Source organism: Variovorax sp. PBL-H6, from assembly GCF_901827155.1.
GTDB lineage: Bacteria > Pseudomonadota > Gammaproteobacteria > Burkholderiales > Burkholderiaceae_C > Variovorax.
This window is the reverse complement of sequence record NZ_LR594659.1, coordinates 4002281-4017885: the sequence shown is the minus strand read 5'-3', so window position 1 is coordinate 4017885 and position 15605 is coordinate 4002281. Positions and strand designations below refer to the sequence as shown.

Annotated in this window: 15 protein-coding genes; 9 read left to right on the top strand and 6 right to left on the bottom strand. The window is 67.1% G+C overall.

Annotated elements, in window-relative coordinates; genetic code table 11:
* The first annotated feature begins 81 nt into the window (after nucleotides 1-81).
* On the top strand, nucleotides 82-2490 hold the full coding sequence (locus G3W89_RS19015; protein ID WP_162575642.1) for a YgiQ family radical SAM protein: 2409 nt from the start codon (nucleotides 82-84) through the stop codon (nucleotides 2488-2490).
* A gap of 57 nt (nucleotides 2491-2547) precedes the next feature.
* A complete protein-coding gene (locus G3W89_RS19010; RefSeq protein ID WP_232076627.1) occupies nucleotides 2548-3459 on the top strand; it encodes a hypothetical protein in 912 nt (303 codons plus the stop codon).
* 19 nt (nucleotides 3460-3478) lie between these two features.
* Here G3W89_RS19010 and G3W89_RS19005 read toward each other — a convergent pair whose 3' ends face one another.
* A complete protein-coding gene (locus G3W89_RS19005; RefSeq protein ID WP_162575640.1) occupies nucleotides 3479-3925 on the bottom strand; it encodes a universal stress protein in 447 nt (148 codons plus the stop codon).
* 301 nt (nucleotides 3926-4226) lie between these two features.
* On the opposite strand from G3W89_RS19005, the gene G3W89_RS19000 reads away from it, so the two are divergent.
* Nucleotides 4227-4940 (top strand): hemerythrin domain-containing protein, encoded by a 714-nt coding sequence (locus G3W89_RS19000; RefSeq protein ID WP_162575639.1) that lies wholly within the window; start codon nucleotides 4227-4229, stop codon nucleotides 4938-4940.
* On the opposite strand, the gene G3W89_RS18995 is transcribed toward G3W89_RS19000, so the two are convergent.
* Nucleotides 4937-6283 carry a GAF domain-containing protein gene (locus G3W89_RS18995; RefSeq protein WP_162575638.1) on the bottom strand — a complete coding sequence of 449 codons (1347 nt, stop codon included), beginning with the start codon at nucleotides 6281-6283 and terminating at the stop codon, nucleotides 4937-4939. The two genes, G3W89_RS19000 and G3W89_RS18995, sit on opposite strands and share 4 nt — an antisense overlap.
* The gene (locus G3W89_RS18990; RefSeq protein ID WP_232076626.1) at nucleotides 6280-6765 is read right to left on the bottom strand and encodes a hypothetical protein; all 486 of its coding nucleotides are present in this window, start codon (nucleotides 6763-6765) and stop codon (nucleotides 6280-6282) included. Before G3W89_RS18990 ends, G3W89_RS18995 begins: the two co-directional genes overlap by 4 nt.
* Before the next feature lie 180 nt (nucleotides 6766-6945).
* Between G3W89_RS18990 and G3W89_RS18985 the strand changes: the two genes are divergently transcribed.
* Entirely contained in the window at nucleotides 6946-7848 is a 903-nt protein-coding gene (locus G3W89_RS18985) for an SDR family oxidoreductase (protein ID WP_162575637.1), read from the top strand.
* A 25-nt stretch (nucleotides 7849-7873) separates the two neighbouring features.
* Here the strand turns inward: G3W89_RS18985 and G3W89_RS18980 are convergent, their stop codons facing one another.
* The gene (locus G3W89_RS18980) at nucleotides 7874-8263 is read right to left on the bottom strand and encodes a DUF488 domain-containing protein (RefSeq protein ID WP_162575636.1); all 390 of its coding nucleotides are present in this window, start codon (nucleotides 8261-8263) and stop codon (nucleotides 7874-7876) included.
* A 101-nt stretch (nucleotides 8264-8364) separates the two neighbouring features.
* On the opposite strand from G3W89_RS18980, the gene G3W89_RS18975 reads away from it, so the two are divergent.
* Nucleotides 8365-9189: a crotonase/enoyl-CoA hydratase family protein gene (locus tag G3W89_RS18975; RefSeq protein WP_162575635.1), complete on the top strand. Its 825-nt coding sequence runs from the start codon at nucleotides 8365-8367 to the stop codon at nucleotides 9187-9189.
* A 111-nt stretch (nucleotides 9190-9300) separates the two neighbouring features.
* Nucleotides 9301-9579, top strand: coding sequence for a hypothetical protein (locus G3W89_RS18970; protein WP_162575634.1), 279 nt, complete (start codon nucleotides 9301-9303; stop codon nucleotides 9577-9579).
* Between the two features lie 25 nt (nucleotides 9580-9604).
* Here G3W89_RS18970 and glgX read toward each other — a convergent pair whose 3' ends face one another.
* A complete protein-coding gene (glgX, locus tag G3W89_RS18965) occupies nucleotides 9605-11773 on the bottom strand; it encodes a glycogen debranching protein GlgX (protein WP_162575633.1) in 2169 nt (722 codons plus the stop codon).
* A gap of 218 nt (nucleotides 11774-11991) precedes the next feature.
* Here glgX and G3W89_RS18960 point away from each other — a divergent pair, with 218 nt between their 5' ends.
* From G3W89_RS18960 to G3W89_RS18950, 3 genes are read left to right on the top strand one after another with little or no spacing between them, the layout of a single operon-like run.
* Nucleotides 11992-12387, top strand: a complete 396-nt coding sequence (locus G3W89_RS18960; protein ID WP_162575632.1) for a cupin domain-containing protein — start codon at nucleotides 11992-11994, stop codon at nucleotides 12385-12387.
* The gene (locus G3W89_RS18955; RefSeq protein WP_162575631.1) at nucleotides 12384-12587 is read left to right on the top strand and encodes a hypothetical protein; all 204 of its coding nucleotides are present in this window, start codon (nucleotides 12384-12386) and stop codon (nucleotides 12585-12587) included. Before G3W89_RS18960 ends, G3W89_RS18955 begins: the two co-directional genes overlap by 4 nt.
* Nucleotides 12588-12632: 45 nt before the next feature.
* A complete protein-coding gene (locus G3W89_RS18950; RefSeq protein WP_162575630.1) occupies nucleotides 12633-14669 on the top strand; it encodes an AsmA family protein in 2037 nt (678 codons plus the stop codon).
* Between the two features lie 114 nt (nucleotides 14670-14783).
* Here the strand turns inward: G3W89_RS18950 and G3W89_RS18945 are convergent, their stop codons facing one another.
* Entirely contained in the window at nucleotides 14784-15602 is an 819-nt protein-coding gene (locus tag G3W89_RS18945) for an IclR family transcriptional regulator (RefSeq protein ID WP_162575629.1), read from the bottom strand.
* Nucleotides 15603-15605 lie beyond the last annotated feature (3 nt).

Genomic DNA, 15605 nt, shown 5'->3' with positions numbered 1-15605 from the left:
TCGGGCATGGTGAGCCTCGAGCCCGTAAAATCGCCGGTTGCCCGACACCGGGCCACCGCGGCCTGCCGCCGCTCCTCCCACATGAATGCCCCCGTCGACGTCTCCTTCTTCGCGCGCGCCGCCAAGCCGCTGACCAGCTACCGCAAGTACTGGGCAGCCCGCTTCGGTACGGCCAGGTTCCTGCCCACTTCGCGCGCCGAGATGGAGGCGCTGGGCTGGGACAGCTGCGACATCGTGATCGTCACCGGCGACGCCTACGTCGACCACCCCAGCTTCGGCATGGCGGTTATCGGCCGCATGCTGGAGGCGCAGGGCTTTCGCGTGGGCATCATCGCGCAGCCCGAGTGGCACAGCGCCGATCCTTTCAAGGCCCTGGGCAAGCCGAACCTGTTCTTCGGCGTGACGGCCGGCAACATGGATTCGATGATCAACCGCTACACGGCAGACCGGAAGATCCGCAGTGACGACGCCTACACGCCCGGCGATGTCGGTGGCCAGCGGCCCGACCGGGCGGCCATCGTGTATTCGCAGCGCTGCAAGGAAGCGTGGAGCGACGTGCCGATCGTGCTCGGCGGGATCGAAGGCTCCCTGCGCCGCATCGCCCATTACGACTACTGGCAGGACAAGGTGCGCCGCTCGATCGTGGTGGACGCCAAGTGCGACCTGCTGCTGTATGGCAATGCCGAGCGCGCCATCGTCGAGATCGCGCACCGGCTGGCGGCGCGCGAGCCGGTGCAGCAGATCACCGACGTGCGCGGCACGGCCTTCGTGCGGCGAGAGACGCCCGAAGGCTGGTTCGAAATCGACTCGACCCGGGTGGACCTGCCGGGGCGGGTCGAGGCGCATGTGAACCCGTACCTGATGGTGTCGGATCAGGCGAAGGCGAACGGAACGACTTGCGCGAAGGAAGAAGAAGCGCAAGCCGTCGCTGCCGCCGCCGAGACTCTGTCTTCGCTCCCTCTCCCTGCGGGAGAGGGCAGGGGTGAGGGCGCGGCGAAGCCGCTCCACTTCATCCCCAACCCGAGCCTCAGGAAAGTGGCGGACCCTCGCCCCAGCCCTCTCCCGCAAGCCGGAGAGGGAGCAAGTCCCCGTGTGAAGCCGCCGCCGCGCGACCGCTCCGTGATCCGCCTGCCTTCCTTCGAGCAGGTGCGCGCCGATCCCGTGCTCTATGCCCACGCCAACCGCGTGCTTCACCTGGAGACCAACCCTGGCAATGCCCGCGCCCTGGTGCAAGCGCATGGCGAGGGCGCAACCGCCCGCGACGTCTGGATCAACCCGCCCCCGATCCCGCTCACAACGGCGGAGATGGACCACGTGTTCGACCTGCCCTACGCGCGCAGCCCGCATCCGCGCTACGCCGACGAGCACGGCAGCCACGATGGCTCGACGAAGATCCCGGCCTGGGAGATGATTCGCTTCAGCGTGAACATCATGCGAGGCTGCTTCGGCGGCTGCACCTTCTGTTCGATCACCGAGCACGAGGGCCGCATCATCCAGAGCCGCTCGGAGGATTCGATCATCAAGGAGGTCGAGGCCATCCGCGACGGCGTCAAGGGCTTCACCGGCACCATTTCCGACCTGGGCGGTCCCACCGCCAACATGTACCGCATCGGCTGCAAGAGCCCGGAGATCGAGGCCGCATGCCGCAAGCCCAGCTGTGTGTACCCCGGCATCTGCCCGAACCTCAACACCAGCCACGATCCGCTGATCAAGATCTACCGGCGCGCGCGTGCGCTCAAGGGCATCAAGAAGATCCTGATCGGCTCCGGCCTGCGCTACGACCTGGCGGTGCAGTCGCCCGAGTACGTCAAGGAACTGGTGCAGCACCATGTCGGCGGCTATCTCAAGATCGCGCCCGAGCACACCGAGCAGGGTCCGCTCACCAGGATGATGAAGCCCGGCATCGGCAGCTACGACCGCTTCAAGCAGATGTTCGAGAAGTTCAGCGCGGAAGCGGGCAAGAAGCAGTACCTGATCCCGTACTTCATCGCCGCGCATCCGGGCACCAGCGACGAGGACATGATGAACCTCGCGCTCTGGCTCAAGCGCAACGGCTTCCGCGCCGACCAGGTCCAGACCTTCTACCCTTCGCCCATGGCCACCGCCACGGCGATGTACCACACCAGCAAGAACCCGCTGCGCAAGATCACACGCGAGAGCGAGACGGTCGACATCGTGCGCGGCGACAAGCGCCGCCGCCTGCACAAGGCCTTCCTGCGCTACCACGACGCCAACAACTGGCCGCTGCTGCGCGAGGCCCTGAAGAAGATGGGCCGCGCCGACCTGATCGGCAACGGCAAGCACCACCTGATCCCGACCTACCAGCCGCTGACCGACGGCAGCTACCAGAGCGCGCGGCGCAAGAACTCCACGCCGCAGGCCTCGCAGCCGGTGCAGCCTGCCAAGGGCCGCATCCTCACGCAGCACACCGGCTTGCCCCCGCGCGGGACCGGTGCCGGCCGGGCCAGGCCGGCGCGCAAGAGCCGCTGAGCACAGTCCGCGGGATCGTTCAGGTGGCGGTCGGGCACTGCCTGTATGGTGTGGTGCATGAACTGGCACCCAGCCTACGTCCTGCGCCTCGCGTCTCGCATGGGGCTGGTCTTGTTGGTTGCGGGCTGCGCGCTCGGGGCCGAGGCGGCCCCGCCGGACGGCGGCTCGGCCGCTGCCCTGCGCGAGCAGTACCACAAGCTGGCAGGCCAGCTCGCCACGAGTCCGCTGCGCCGGCCGGTTCACCTGGAATCGGCCGAGACCGATGACGGCCTCCAGGGCGATGTCTATGCGGTGGTCGACCACCCGCTGGAACAGGTGCGCGCCGCGCTGGGCGATGGCGCGCAGTGGTGCGAGATGCTGCTGCTGCACATCAACAACCGCCGCTGCCGCGTGAGCCGGCAGCCGGGGGGCGAGACCCTCACGCTCAGCGTGGTGCCCCGCTACGACAAGCCGGTGGAGGACGCTTTCGAGCTGACCTTCGTGCATCGCGTAGCCAGCACCTCGCGCGACTACCTGGAGGTCAGGCTGTCGGCCGAGAGCGGTCCGCTGGGCACCAGCAACTACCGTGTGACGCTCGAGGCCGTGCCGCTCGGCGAGCGCCAGACCTTCCTGCATTTCGGCTACGCCTACGACCACAACATGGTTGCGCGGCTGGCCACCATGGCCTACCTCGCGACCTTCGGCAGCCACAAGATGGGCTTCACCGTGATCGGCAAGGCGCCGAACGGCGACCCCGACTACATCCGCGGCCTGCGGGGACTGATGGAGCGCAACGCGATGCGCTACTTCCTCACGCTGGATGCCTACCTGGCCGGCCTCGGCACGCCGTCGTCGGAGCGCAGCGAGAAGCGGCTGCATCGCTGGTTCGAACAGATCGAGCAATACCCCGCGCAGCTGCACGAGGTCGATCTCGCGACCTACCTCGAGCTCAAGCGCAGCGACCGGCGGCGCGACGCCGTCAGGCCCTAGCGCTTTCGAGCGTGCGCGCTTAGCGCAGCACCAGCACCGGCGTGTGCGAATGCGTCAGCACGTGCAGTGTCTCGCTGCCCATCAAGAGGCGCCGGATGCCGCGGCGTCCATGCGAGGCCATGACGATCAGATCGCTCTTGTGAACGCGGGCGGCTTCGATGATGGCCTCGGAGATCAGCTCCGATTTCATGATCACGGCGCGTGTGCTCTTGACGCCCCGGGCGTCGGCCTTGGCCTTGACCGCATCCACGACGCGCTGGGCCTCGGCATCCGCCTGCTGCTGCATGCGCTGCACCTCCATCTGGCTCAGTAGCAGCGAGCCTTCGAAGTAGCCGGCGGGGTAGTGGTGGACCACCTTGACCGCGACCAGCTCCGCGCTCATCAGCAAGGCGAGGTCGATCGAGGCGGTCACGGCAAGTTCCGAGAGCTCGGAACCGTCGGTGGCGACGAGTATGCGTTCATACATGGCGCTCTCCCGGGCGGGAGCATCCCGCCCCCGGGCTCCAGGGTAGCGAGCCCGGAGACGCCGGACAAGATGCTCGCGGCTCTTCTAGGCAGGCTTGCCTAACGGTTCGGCACACCCGTGAGCCGACCGTTGCGTCCTGCCAGCGCCCGACCGGCAAAGTTTCCCAATGTCAAATTTAAGGTTCGGTGAGGGATTGCGTAAGCAATTCTTAGCGGCGCGACGGGGCCGAGATTCCTAGACTTTCTCTCCAGGAGGCCGGCGCGCGGTGCGCCGGCCGTTTCACTCGAACAGAAGGTCCTCCATGAACATCGATTCACATGAACTCCGCCAGGTCGCGCAAGCAGCCGCCCCTCGCGTCGATCTCTATGCCGGCATCCACAAGGCGTTGCGCGCGCTGATGGCCGACACCCTGCTCGCCCTCGGCCGCGCCGATGACGAGGACACGCTCGAGCTGGCGCAGGCCACGCAGCGCGTGCTCCAGCTGCTGGATTTCTGCCGCTCGCACCTGCGGCACGAGAACGAGTTCGTGCATCGGGCGATGGAAGCGCGTGCCCCCGGCTCCAGCAGCCAGATCGCGCATGAGCATGCGGAGCACGAGCAGGAGATCGCCGCGCTCGCCGAGCATGCCACTGCGCTGCTGAACTGCGATGCGACGGCGCGTGCGGCCGGCACGCTGGCGCTCTACCGTGCACTGGCGCTCTTCATCGCGCACAACTTCGAGCACATGCACGTGGAGGAAACCGCGCACAACGCGGTGCTGTGGGCGCGCTACACCGACGCCGAGCTGGTCGAGATCCACAACGCCCTCGTCGCATCGATCCCGCCCGAGGAAATGATGTTCACGCTGCGGTGGCTGGTGCCGTACATGAACCCGGCCGAGCGTGCCGCCATGATGGCCGACATGCGCGCACATGCACCTGCGCCGGCCTTCGCAGCCGCAATCGACGTCGTGCGTCCGCACCTCGGCGAGCGCGAATGGACCCGGCTCGCGGCGAGCCTGGGCCTGGACGCCTAGCCCGGGATTTCCTCGAGTGCGACCGGCCGTTCCAGGCACAGCCGGAAGCGCCCGCGCCCCGTTTTCTCGATCCGAATGTGGGCGCAGTTCTCCGCCAGCCGGCGCTGAAGCAGCACCAGGCGGGCCTCCAGGTTGTCCGAGAGGTCGGGCAGCCGCAGCGCCGGGTCCAGCCGCAGCTCGCGGTTGGTGAATTCGCTTCGGGCTTGCTGCGCGTGCTCGCGCAGCAACTTGCCGAGGATGGCGCCTGCCACGCCCTTGATCAGGTAGCGCTCCCCGACGAAGACGCTGTTGTTGGCCAGGTAGTGGCGCACCGCCAGCGGCGTGCCGCTCGCCGACGGGGCGCTTGCTTCTGCCGGCTCTTCCGGCAGCGCCGGCTCGGCCGCCATATGCAGCAGGTCGAGCGCCGCGCCCATGTGGCCGGCGATGGCTACCAGCGCATCCTCGTCCTCGAAGCCGAAGCGCATGTCGTGCGGGCTCTCGACGAACAGCGCGCCCAGGAGGCGGCCTGTGGACACGATGGGGACCGCGAGCTGACTGTGCGGCTCGGCCAGTCCGGGAAAGGGGATTTCGGTGTCCAGCGCGAGCCCGGGCAGGCTCTCGCGCAGGCTGCTGCGCACTGCATGGCTGTAGGCAGCTGCGCTCGTCATGTGGCTGATGCGCACCGGCGTGCGCTCGCGGGCGGCCATGCCGATGACGCCATGGCCCATCTCGATCTCCGAGCCGACGCCGGAGGTCGCGTAGCCGCAACTCGCCACGGTGTAGAGCCGCTGCGCGGCCGCATCGAGCATCAGCACCATCGCATGCCGGACGTCAAGGTGGTCGTTGAGCGCGGCAAGCGCGGTCTGGAGCAGCTCGCCAGTCGCGCTGCAGGCGGCCAGGCGCTCGGCGGCACGACGCACGCCCGCCAGCAGGCTCGGCTTCGACGGGGCCGGCAGGCAATCGCCCTCCAGGTGCTCGATGGCCTCGACCTCGTAGACATCCGAGCCGATCAGCCGGAACACGCCAGCCATGCCGGAATAGGAGGCGATGCCCGCCAGCTGCGCCTTCATCCCCTCGAACAGCGGGCCCTCGGTCTCGGTGCGCAGATAGCGCATCTGCAGCCGGTAGAAGGCAGCGGTAACCGGGTCCATCACCAGCACGGTGCCATACGGATTGGCCAGAATGTTCTGGCGCGTCTTGTTGAAGAACTGGAAGGACAGTGCAACATGGCGCTCGTCCACGTAGTAGACCTGCGAGATGTACGCCACGTTGGGCGTGCCGTCGGCGGCGCAGGTCGCCATCATGCCGGGGATGGCGCCCTCGAAGCAGGCCCGGATCGCCGACAGCGAAACGCCCTCGTTCATGGCGCGTGCAGGGGGCTGCCGGCGCGCGGACCGGGTGTCTGGTCGAAGCCCTGGGCGGGACGGAAATGGATTGCCACCATGTCCTCGAGCGGGCAGGCGAGCATGGCGCGCACGAAGCGCGCATCGAAGCCGACACAGCGCACCTCGTATTCCATCGAGGCCAGGTAGCGGCGCAGGAGCGGCAGGTCGCTCTCGTCCGCCGCGCGCATCCGCGCCGCCCGGGCCTTGACCTGCACGGTACGGTGGCTCAGCGGTTCACTGAACACCACTGCGATCTGCCCGGTCGCTGCAACGTCCTGCAAGAGCTGGCGCGACTGGCTGCGCGACAGGTAGACGGTGACCTCGGCGCCGTCGGCCGAGATGCCGGCGCCCACGGCACGCATCAGGCTGGGGCGGTTGGCCGCATTGCGCGAAGCGACGATGGCCGAAACGCCCTTGTCGATCATCGCGATGTGCTCGGAGCTGAAGAGTGGGGTTTGCACGGCAGTGGCCTCGGATGAAAAAGGCGCGTCGGGAAGACGCAATTCTGATTCAAAGTCGGCCCTGCGGCAGCTCCTGCCGGATCCGCCGGTCCTGGGCGCTGCTGTCACCTTCGGAGCTTACCGGCTCGCCCGACTCGCTCTACGATGTGCCTGCACAGCTCTTTCAACGAGGAGACCCACATGTACCAAAGCGATCTCATGGCCGGCCGCCGGATTCTCGTGACCGGTGGCGGCACCGGGCTCGGCAAAGCGATGGCCGAGCGATTCCTGGCGCTGGGCGCCGATGTCGCGATCTGCGGCCGGCGCCAGTCGGTGGTCGAGGAGACCGCGGCGCAATGGCGCACGCAGTTTCCTGGTCGCAGGGTCGACGCCTTCGGGGTCGACATCCGCAACGCGCAGAACGTGGAGGACATGGTCGAGGCCCTCTGGCAGAGCGGCGGGTTGACCGGGCTGGTCAACAATGCGGCGGGCAACTTCGTCGCGCCGACCGAAAGCCTGTCTTCGCGCGCCTTCGATGCCGTCGCCAACATCGTCTTCCACGGGAGCTTCTACGTCACCCAGGCCGTGGGCAAGCGCTGGATCGCCGAGGCCAAGGGCGGGCAATGGCAGCCGAGCGACCCGTACCGCAGCGTCATGAGCATCATCGTGACCTGGGTCGACAACGGCGGCCCCTACGTCGTTCCCTCTGCCATGAGCAAGGCCGGCGTCGAGGTGATGACCAAGTCGCTGGCCACCGAATGGGCACGCTACGGCATCCGGCTCAATGCGGTCGGGCCGGGCGAGATCCCGACCGAGGGCATGAGCAAGCGCCTCAATCCCGGCGAGGAGCCCGGGGCGCGCAGCAAGCTGCGCAACCCCATGGCGCGTACCGGCCGGATGAGCGAGCTGCAGAACCTGGCCGCCTTCCTGATGGCGCCCGGCCAGTGCGACTGGCTCACCGGCCAGAGCATCATGATGGACGGCGGCCACGCCCTGGCCACCGGCGGCAACTTCTACGAGCTGCGCGAGTGGAGCGACGCCCAGTGGCAGGAAGCGCGCGAGCGCATCGAGGCCCAGAACCAGAAGGACAAGGCGCAGAGATAGGGAATTCGGGTTGCCGGTCCCACGGCTAGCCCGCGATCTCCGCCCCGCGCGCCTTCAGCAGTTCGCGCAGGAAGGAGCGGTGGCAATGCGATTCGTCCTCGCAATAGCAGCCGATCGAAAAATCGCTCTGGTGCGAGAGCGCTGCCAGCAGGTCGAGGCTGCGGCTGGCGTCGGGCTCGGCCATCTCGGCCTTGAACTTGCGCCCGAAGGCAGTCCACTGTGCCGGGCTTTGGGCGGCCTGGGCCGCCTTCATGGTCTCGACCGAGGGCGCGAGGTTGGGGTACCAGACGTCGTACCAGTTCTGCGAGGCGAATTCGGTCTTCGGCACGCCACGCGGCGGGCGGCGCACGGTGCCGATGCGCAAGCCTTCGCCGGGCACGCGCGCACTGCCGAGACGAACGATTCGGATGGCCATGGCTGTCTTCTCCTGAAGCTGCTGTGGTGCTGGCTGGGCGACACGCGCGATCATCGCCGAGCATCGATACTTGCATCGCAAAAAATACCTGGAGACATGGCATGAACGAACGCATCGAGACGATCCGCCACCCCGACGGCGTGGTCGAGCTGCAGCTGGCGCGCGCCGACAAGATGAACGCGCTGGACCCGTCGATGTTCGACGCGCTGATCGACGCCGGCGAGCAACTGCGCCAGGACGCGCGCGTGCGCGCCGTGGTGCTTGCCGGCCGCGGCAAGGCCTTTTGCGCGGGGCTGGACATGCAGTCCTTCGAGCGCATGGAGCAAGGCGCCGGCAGCGGCGTCATCGGCCGGCATGCCGTGCCCGACCTGCTGGTGCGCACCCACGGCATCGCCAACGCGGCGCAGCAGGTCGCCATGGTCTGGCGCGAGGTGCCGGTGCCGGTGATCGCCGCCGTGCACGGCGTGGCCTTCGGCGGCGGGCTGCAGGTGGCGCTGGGCGCCGACATCCGGCTGGTCGCGCCGGACACCCGGCTGTCGGTGATGGAGATCAAGTGGGGCCTGGTGCCCGACATGGGCGGCATGGTGCTGATGCGCGAGCTGGCGCGGACCGACGTGGTGCGCGAGCTCACCTTCACCGGCCGCGTCTTCACCGGCGAGGAGGCGGTGGCGCTGGGTTTCGCGACGCGCGTGTCGAACGAGCCGCTGGCCGATGCCCTGCGGATGGCGCACGAGATAGCGCAGAAGAGCCCCGACGCCATCCGCGCCGCCAAGCGGCTGCTGAATGCAGCGACGGCGCACAGCGCGGCCGACCTGCTGCTGGCCGAGTCCGTCGAGCAGAAGGCGCTGATCGGAAGTGCCAACCAGGCCGAGGCCGTGCGTGCCAACCTCGAGCGGCGTGCGCCGCACTTCACGCCGCAGCCCTAGTGGGATTCGTGCGCGAAGGAGGCGAAGGTTGCGCAAGAGCGCCAGAGAAGAGCAGACGTGCCTTGTTTTTTTCGTGCGGTTCGTGTCATCTTTGCATCTTGCCGCGGTTGCATGCGCGGCGTCGCAATGGCGAGCCGGCATACTCGCGTGGTGCCCATCTCCTTGCTCCATCGTTTGGCAGAACACGATCTGCCCATCGCCGTCAACAACGGTGCCGACGTCGACGCCTTGCGCGTACTGAGCCTGGCCGGCCACGTCAGAGCGACGATTCCCCGACCTGTGCGGACCATGGACGGCTATGAACAGCCGCCGGCCACCGTCATCGCCATCACCCCGCTGGGGCGCAGCATGATGAAACGCTTTCCGAGGGCTTCAGGACTCATGGCCTGAGAGAAGCGGCTAGCGAACCGGTTCGTCAAGTGGTGCCGCAAGCGGCAAACAAGACAACCGAGCGACCGGTCACGACGTAGCGGTCGATCACACCCTTGCTGTCGCCGTCACCGCTGTTGCCGAGTGCCGGGTCCGTCGTGTCGATCCTGAGCTGCCAGTTTCCCCCGCCTGGGGCAGGCGGAAGCACGAAGGGAACCGGCTCCTGCCATCCGTTCAGCAGGACCAGCACGCTGACGTCGTGCGCGGCGACCGGCAGGGCCGACACCGGTGCGCGGCCGTCCAGCAACAGCGCAAACGAGCGGGTGTGGCTGTCCTCCCAGTGCGCGGGCTGCATTTCGTCGCCCGCGGGTGTGAGCCACGTCGAATCCTTCGCCGCGAGTTCCTCGAAAAAGTGGCCCGTCAGGAAGCGGTTGCGCCGCAGCACGGGCAGTTCTCGACGTAGCGCGAGAAGGCGTGCGGTAAAAGCTCGCAGAGAGCGGCCGGCCGGAGTCTCGGCCGCCTGCCAGTCCAACCAGGAGATCTCGTTGTCCTGGCAGTAGGCGTTGTTGTTGCCTTTCTGCGTGCGGCCGAACTCGTCGCCTGCCAGCAGCATGGGGGTGCCTTGCGAGAGCAGCAGCGTGGCGAGCATGTTGCGCTGCTGGCGGGCCCGCAGCTCCAGCACGGCGGGGTCGTCGGTCGGTCCCTCGACACCGCAGTTCCACGACTTGTTGTCCGAATGGCCGTCGCGGTTGTCCTCGCCGTTCGCCTCGTTGTGCTTGTCGTTGTAGCTCGTGGTGTCGGCGAGCGTGAAGCCATCATGGGCACTGATGAAGTTGACGCTCGCCCAGGGGCGGCGCCCGCGCTTGTTGAATCGGTCCGCGCTTCCGGTCAGCCGCTGGGCCAACTGGGCGGCAGTACCTTCGTCGCCCTTCCAGTACGCGCGAACGGTGTCGCGAAACTGGTCGTTCCACTCGGCCCACCCGGGCGGGAAGCCGCCGACCTGATAGCCGCCAGGGCCGATGTCCCAGGGCTCGGCGACGAGTTTGACGCTGGAGAGCACCGGATCCTGGCGGCAGCTCTTGAGAAAGCCGCCGCCTTCGTCGAAGCCATCGGGCTCGCGTGCAAGGATGGTCGCGAGGTCGAAGCGGAAACCATCGACCTTCATCTCCGTGACCCAGTAGCGCAGGCTGTCCATGACCATTTGAAGCACGCGCGGATGGCTCAGGTTCACCGTGTTGCCGGTGCCGGTGTCGTTCACGTAGTAGCGCGGGCCCGGGCCGTCGCCAGCGGGCATGAGCCGGTAGTAGCTCCTGTTGTCGATGCCCTTGAAGGACAGCGTCGGCCCCAGCTCGTTGCCCTCCGGCGTATGGTTGTAGACGACGTCGAGGATCACTTCCAGGCCATGTGCATGGAAGCGGTCGACCATGTGCTTGAACTCGTCGATATGGGGGCCATCCATATAGCGCTGTTCCAAGGCGAAGAAGCCGAGCGTGTCGTAGCCCCAGTAGTTGCCGAGGCCCTTTTCCTCCAGGTAGGACTGGGTCACGAACATCTGCACCGGCAGCAGCTCGACACTGGTGATCCCCAGTTCGCGGATCGGGCGCAGGACCTCGTCGCATGCCATGCCCGCGAACGTTCCGCGGAAATGCTCGGGAATGCCCGGATGCTTGATGGTGAATCCGCGCAGATGGGTTTCGTAGAAGACCGTCTCCTGCCAAGGCACCCGCAGGCGATCCGTTTGCGTCCACTCGAAGCGCGAGTCGACCACCACGCACTTGGGCACGAACGGCGCGCTGTCGCGTTCGTCGAAGCTGAGGTCGCCGTCCGGATGACCCACCGTGTAGCCGAACACTTCGGGTGCCCACTTGAGCACCCCCATGTGCGCCTTGGCGTAGGGGTCGAGAAGCAGTTTGTGGTGATTGAAGCGATGCCCGTTCCCGGGCTCGTAGGGCCCGTGGACGCGCAGGCCGTAGCGGGTGCCGGGCAGCAGGCCCGGCACGAAGCCGTGCCAGATCTCGTCGGTGTACTCGGGCAGGGTGACGCATCCGGTCTCGGTCGACCCGGCCTCGTCGAAGATGCAGACGTCCACGCGCGTGGCGTGCGCGGAAAAGACGGCGAAGTTGACCCCATCTCCGGTGAAAGTGGACCCCAGCGGATGAGGCGAACCTTCCTGAACGGACAGGGTTTGCGAGGCTTGCGAGGCTTGCGAGGACATGGTGGAGTCAAGGAAATGAGCAAAATACCGAGCGTCGCTTCCTCGGGCCTGTTTCGACGGCAGCAGGACGGCCGCCGTCGCGTAGGTTGGAATCGCAACTGCCGGCTGCCTTGTCGGACCCGCCTTCCAGAAGCTTCCGCCATTTGCCGTCGAACCCGTCTCGGCGGCCCGGCCAGATTGCAGTGATTGTCCCGCCGTCCGCGTATTCGAGGAACACCATGGCCCTCCCTCATGCTCAAGCCCTCGATGTCATCGGCATCGGCCCGCTCGGAGCGGACGTGCACGACGCGGTCAGCACCAGCCTGCTGAAGACAGAGCGCCTGCAATTGCTGCACCTCGTCCTGCCAGCGCGCCGAGACCAGCCAGAGCATCACGTCGACGACGAGTGCACGATCCAGTGCCTCGAAGGCGATGTGGAGGTGAGGATGCCTGGGGGTGTCCGCCGGCTCGGGCCTGGACAAATGGTCGTCCTCCCGGCGCGGCAGCGCCATTCCCTCAGCGCTCGAGTCGACTCCGCCGTCTTGGTGACGCTGCTGCTGCACAAGGGCGACGCAGGGGATGGCGGCGGCGCCGGCAACCGGATGTCCCCCACTTCACGAGCAGGAGAAACATGATGCCCACACCAGACAAGTTCCGCGAGTGCTACGACGCCTGGAAGCGGGCTTCCGACCAACACCGGGACATGATGGACGCCGTCATGGCGGGCGCGCCGCTGAATGTCGAGGCGATGGAGCGGAAGCTCGGCGAAATCGATGTCCTCCACAAGGAGTGGATGGAACAGGCGGCCCGTTTCGGAAAGAGCGCGACGGGATAGCCGAACCCAGCCCGGCGCGGCACGACCGGCGCAAGGGAAGGCACCATGACAACGACGTCAGGTCTGCAGGGGTTCCCGCGCAGACATCCAGTCTGGATGGTGACCGTGCTCGCGCTGCTCGCCTTGGCCGTACTGTTCGTGCTGTTCGACTGGAACTGGTTGCGCGCGCCGCTCGAGCGCTACATCTCCGCCAGAACGGAGCGCGTCTTTCGCATCTCCGACCTGGACGTCTCGCCGGGCCTCACGCCCACCATTCGCATGCGCGATGTCTTCTTCGGCAATCCCGGCTGGTCCGATGAGGAAGCCATGGCCCGCATCGAGAAGCTGGAGTTCTCCGTCTCGCTGCGCGACCTGCCGGACAAGATCCTGGTGCCGCGTGTCGCGCTCACTCGCCCGGACCTGGTCTTCGAGCGCCTGAAGGACGATCGCAAGAACTGGAAGCTCGGCGACCCGACGGACACCTCGCCGAGCAAGCTGCGAATCAGCACGCTGTCGGTCGACCGGGGGCGCCTGCGCTACATCGACCACGGCGAGCCCTTCCAGATCGAGATCCAGGGCAGCACGTTCGACCCGGCGAGCCAGCCCAAGGTCAAGGATGCCGACGCGCCGCCGAGCAACTCCCGCTACAGCACGGAGTACGCATTCAAGGGCAACTACCACGGCGCGGCCTTTTCCGGAACCGCGCTGACCGGCGAGGTGCTGAGCTTCCAGGAGTCCGGCGTTCCGTTCCCGGTCAAGGGCACGCTCGTTGCGGGAACGACCAGACTCGAGGTGGAAGGCACGGTTGCCGACGCGGCCGACATCTCTGCGATCGACACCCGGCTTCGCATCGAAGGGCAGACGCTCGCCAACCTGTACCCCTTCCTGTTGCTGCCGCTGCCGGCCTCACCGCCGTACCAGTTGCAAGGCCACCTGATCCTCAAGGGCAACCGCTACACCATGGACGACCTCCGCGGAAAGATCGGCTCGACCGACGTCACGGGCGAGGGCGCCTACGTCGAGAAGGAGCCGCGCCCGCTGCTGACGGCCAGGCTGCACAGCAAGCTGCTGAACATGGCGGACCTCGGGCCGTTGATCGGCATCCAGACCCAGGCCTCGGGCGGCAAGCCGCGGCTGTCGCAGTCCGAGACCAGCTCGCGTCCGGCGGCCGCGGCCAAGGACCGGGCGGTCGATCCGAACCATATTCTTCCGGCGGGCTCCTTCGACGGAAGCCGGTTGCAGAAGATCGATGCCGAAGTGACGCTGGACGCGACCAAGCTCATCGTTCCCGAGGCCTTGCCGCTGGAGAGCCTGCGGGCCTCGCTGCGCCTGTACGACGCGATCCTCGAGCTCAAGCCCGTGGAGTTCGGCTTTGCCGGCGGCGCGATCGTCTCGCAGGTCCGGCTCGACGCAAGGGAGCCCACGATCCGGTCCGACGTGCACGTCAACCTGCAGAGGGTGCGCCTGGACGAACTGATGCCGAAGCAGAAGCGCATTGCGCAGGCGGCTGGCTTCCTGGGGGGGACCCTGCAGCTCAAGGGCACCGGCAACTCCATCGCGGACGCGGCGGCCAAGGCCGACGGCCGCATCGTGTTCACCATCGCCAACGGCCGCGTCTCCAATCTGATCGATGCGGCCAGCAGCCTGCAAGGCGGCAAGGTGCTTCGGCTGCTGGTCGGCGGCGACCGCGAGATCGACGTGAATTGCGGCGGGGTGGTCTTCGATGTGAAGCAGGGCCGCGGTGCCTCCAGCTTGCTGGTCGTCGACACCGAGCAGACCCAGATCCTGGGCGGTGGCGGCTTCGACCTGGCGCGAGAGACCTTCGACATCACCGTGGCCCCCAAGCCCAAACAACCCGGCATCCTGTCGCTGCGCACGCCCGTGCGTGTCTTTGGGACTTTCAAGCAGCCGGACTTCGCGCTCGAGAAGGGCCCGCTCGTTGCACGCGCGGGCGGCGCCATCGCGCTTGCCGCCGCGGCGCCGCTCGCCGCGCTGGTGCCGCTGCTGGAAACCGGGCCGGGACTGCAGACGAATTGCGCCTCGGTGCAGCGGCAGGTGGCGCCTGCCGCCAGGCAGGCGAAGACGCCGCGCAAGCGTAGGTAGCGCCCGTCTGTCCTGGAGCCAGGGCGCCACTTTGCGGCAGGCCGCGCAGCCGCCTTGGCGCGTGAGCATCGGTTCCAGGAAGCGATGCCCTCGCAGGAGGACGTGTCGGAGGTGTTAGCTGAGGCGCACGGTTTGGCCGAGACGCCTGGAGATCTCAACGCCACATGCCTTCACCGCCTTGGCTTGCGGACCCGCCCAGTCCGTGTCAAACGATCGAGAGCGACCCATGAGCGTCACACCGAGCACGATGTTTCCGGAATAGTCGAAGACGGGTGCGGCGAACGAACAGACGCCGGGCGTCGGGTTGTTCACCGTGCGAGACAGGCCATGTTTGCGGACTTCGTTCACCATGCCTTGCAGTTCGTCCTGGTCGATAGGCTTGGCGATGTCCGGACCCAGCCGCCGTTCATCCTCGAGCAGCGATTCCTCGATCAGCTTGGCGGGAAGATACGCCGCGAACAAGCGGCCCGTGGCGGTGCCGGCCAGCGACATGACCGTCCCCGTCCTGATGTTGGTGTGAAGCGGATAGATCGCATCGAAAAGGAACACGATCGTTGGTCCGTGATTGCCCCAGACCGAAAGGGCCACGCTATGTCCGGTCTCCCTGGCCAGGGCTTCCGCGAAAGGCGTGGCTTCCCGAACTGGATTGAGCATCCTGAGGGTCACCAAACCAAGCTGCATGGCCGTCGGACCGAGCCAGTAGTGCCCGGTCGAAGCCTCCTGCGTGACAAGGCCCAGCTTGGCGAAGCTCACCAGGTAAGGGTGTGCCTTCCCGGGTGCCATGTCAGCGGCCTTGGCGAGTTCCCGCAGAGGCATGGGACGTCCCTGAGCGCCAAGCGCGAGCAGCAGCTGGCCACCCGCCTCGATGGACTGGATGCCCCGACGCTCCTTCTCAGAGTTCGAATCGCTACTTCCATTGCTGGCCTCTGCCATGGG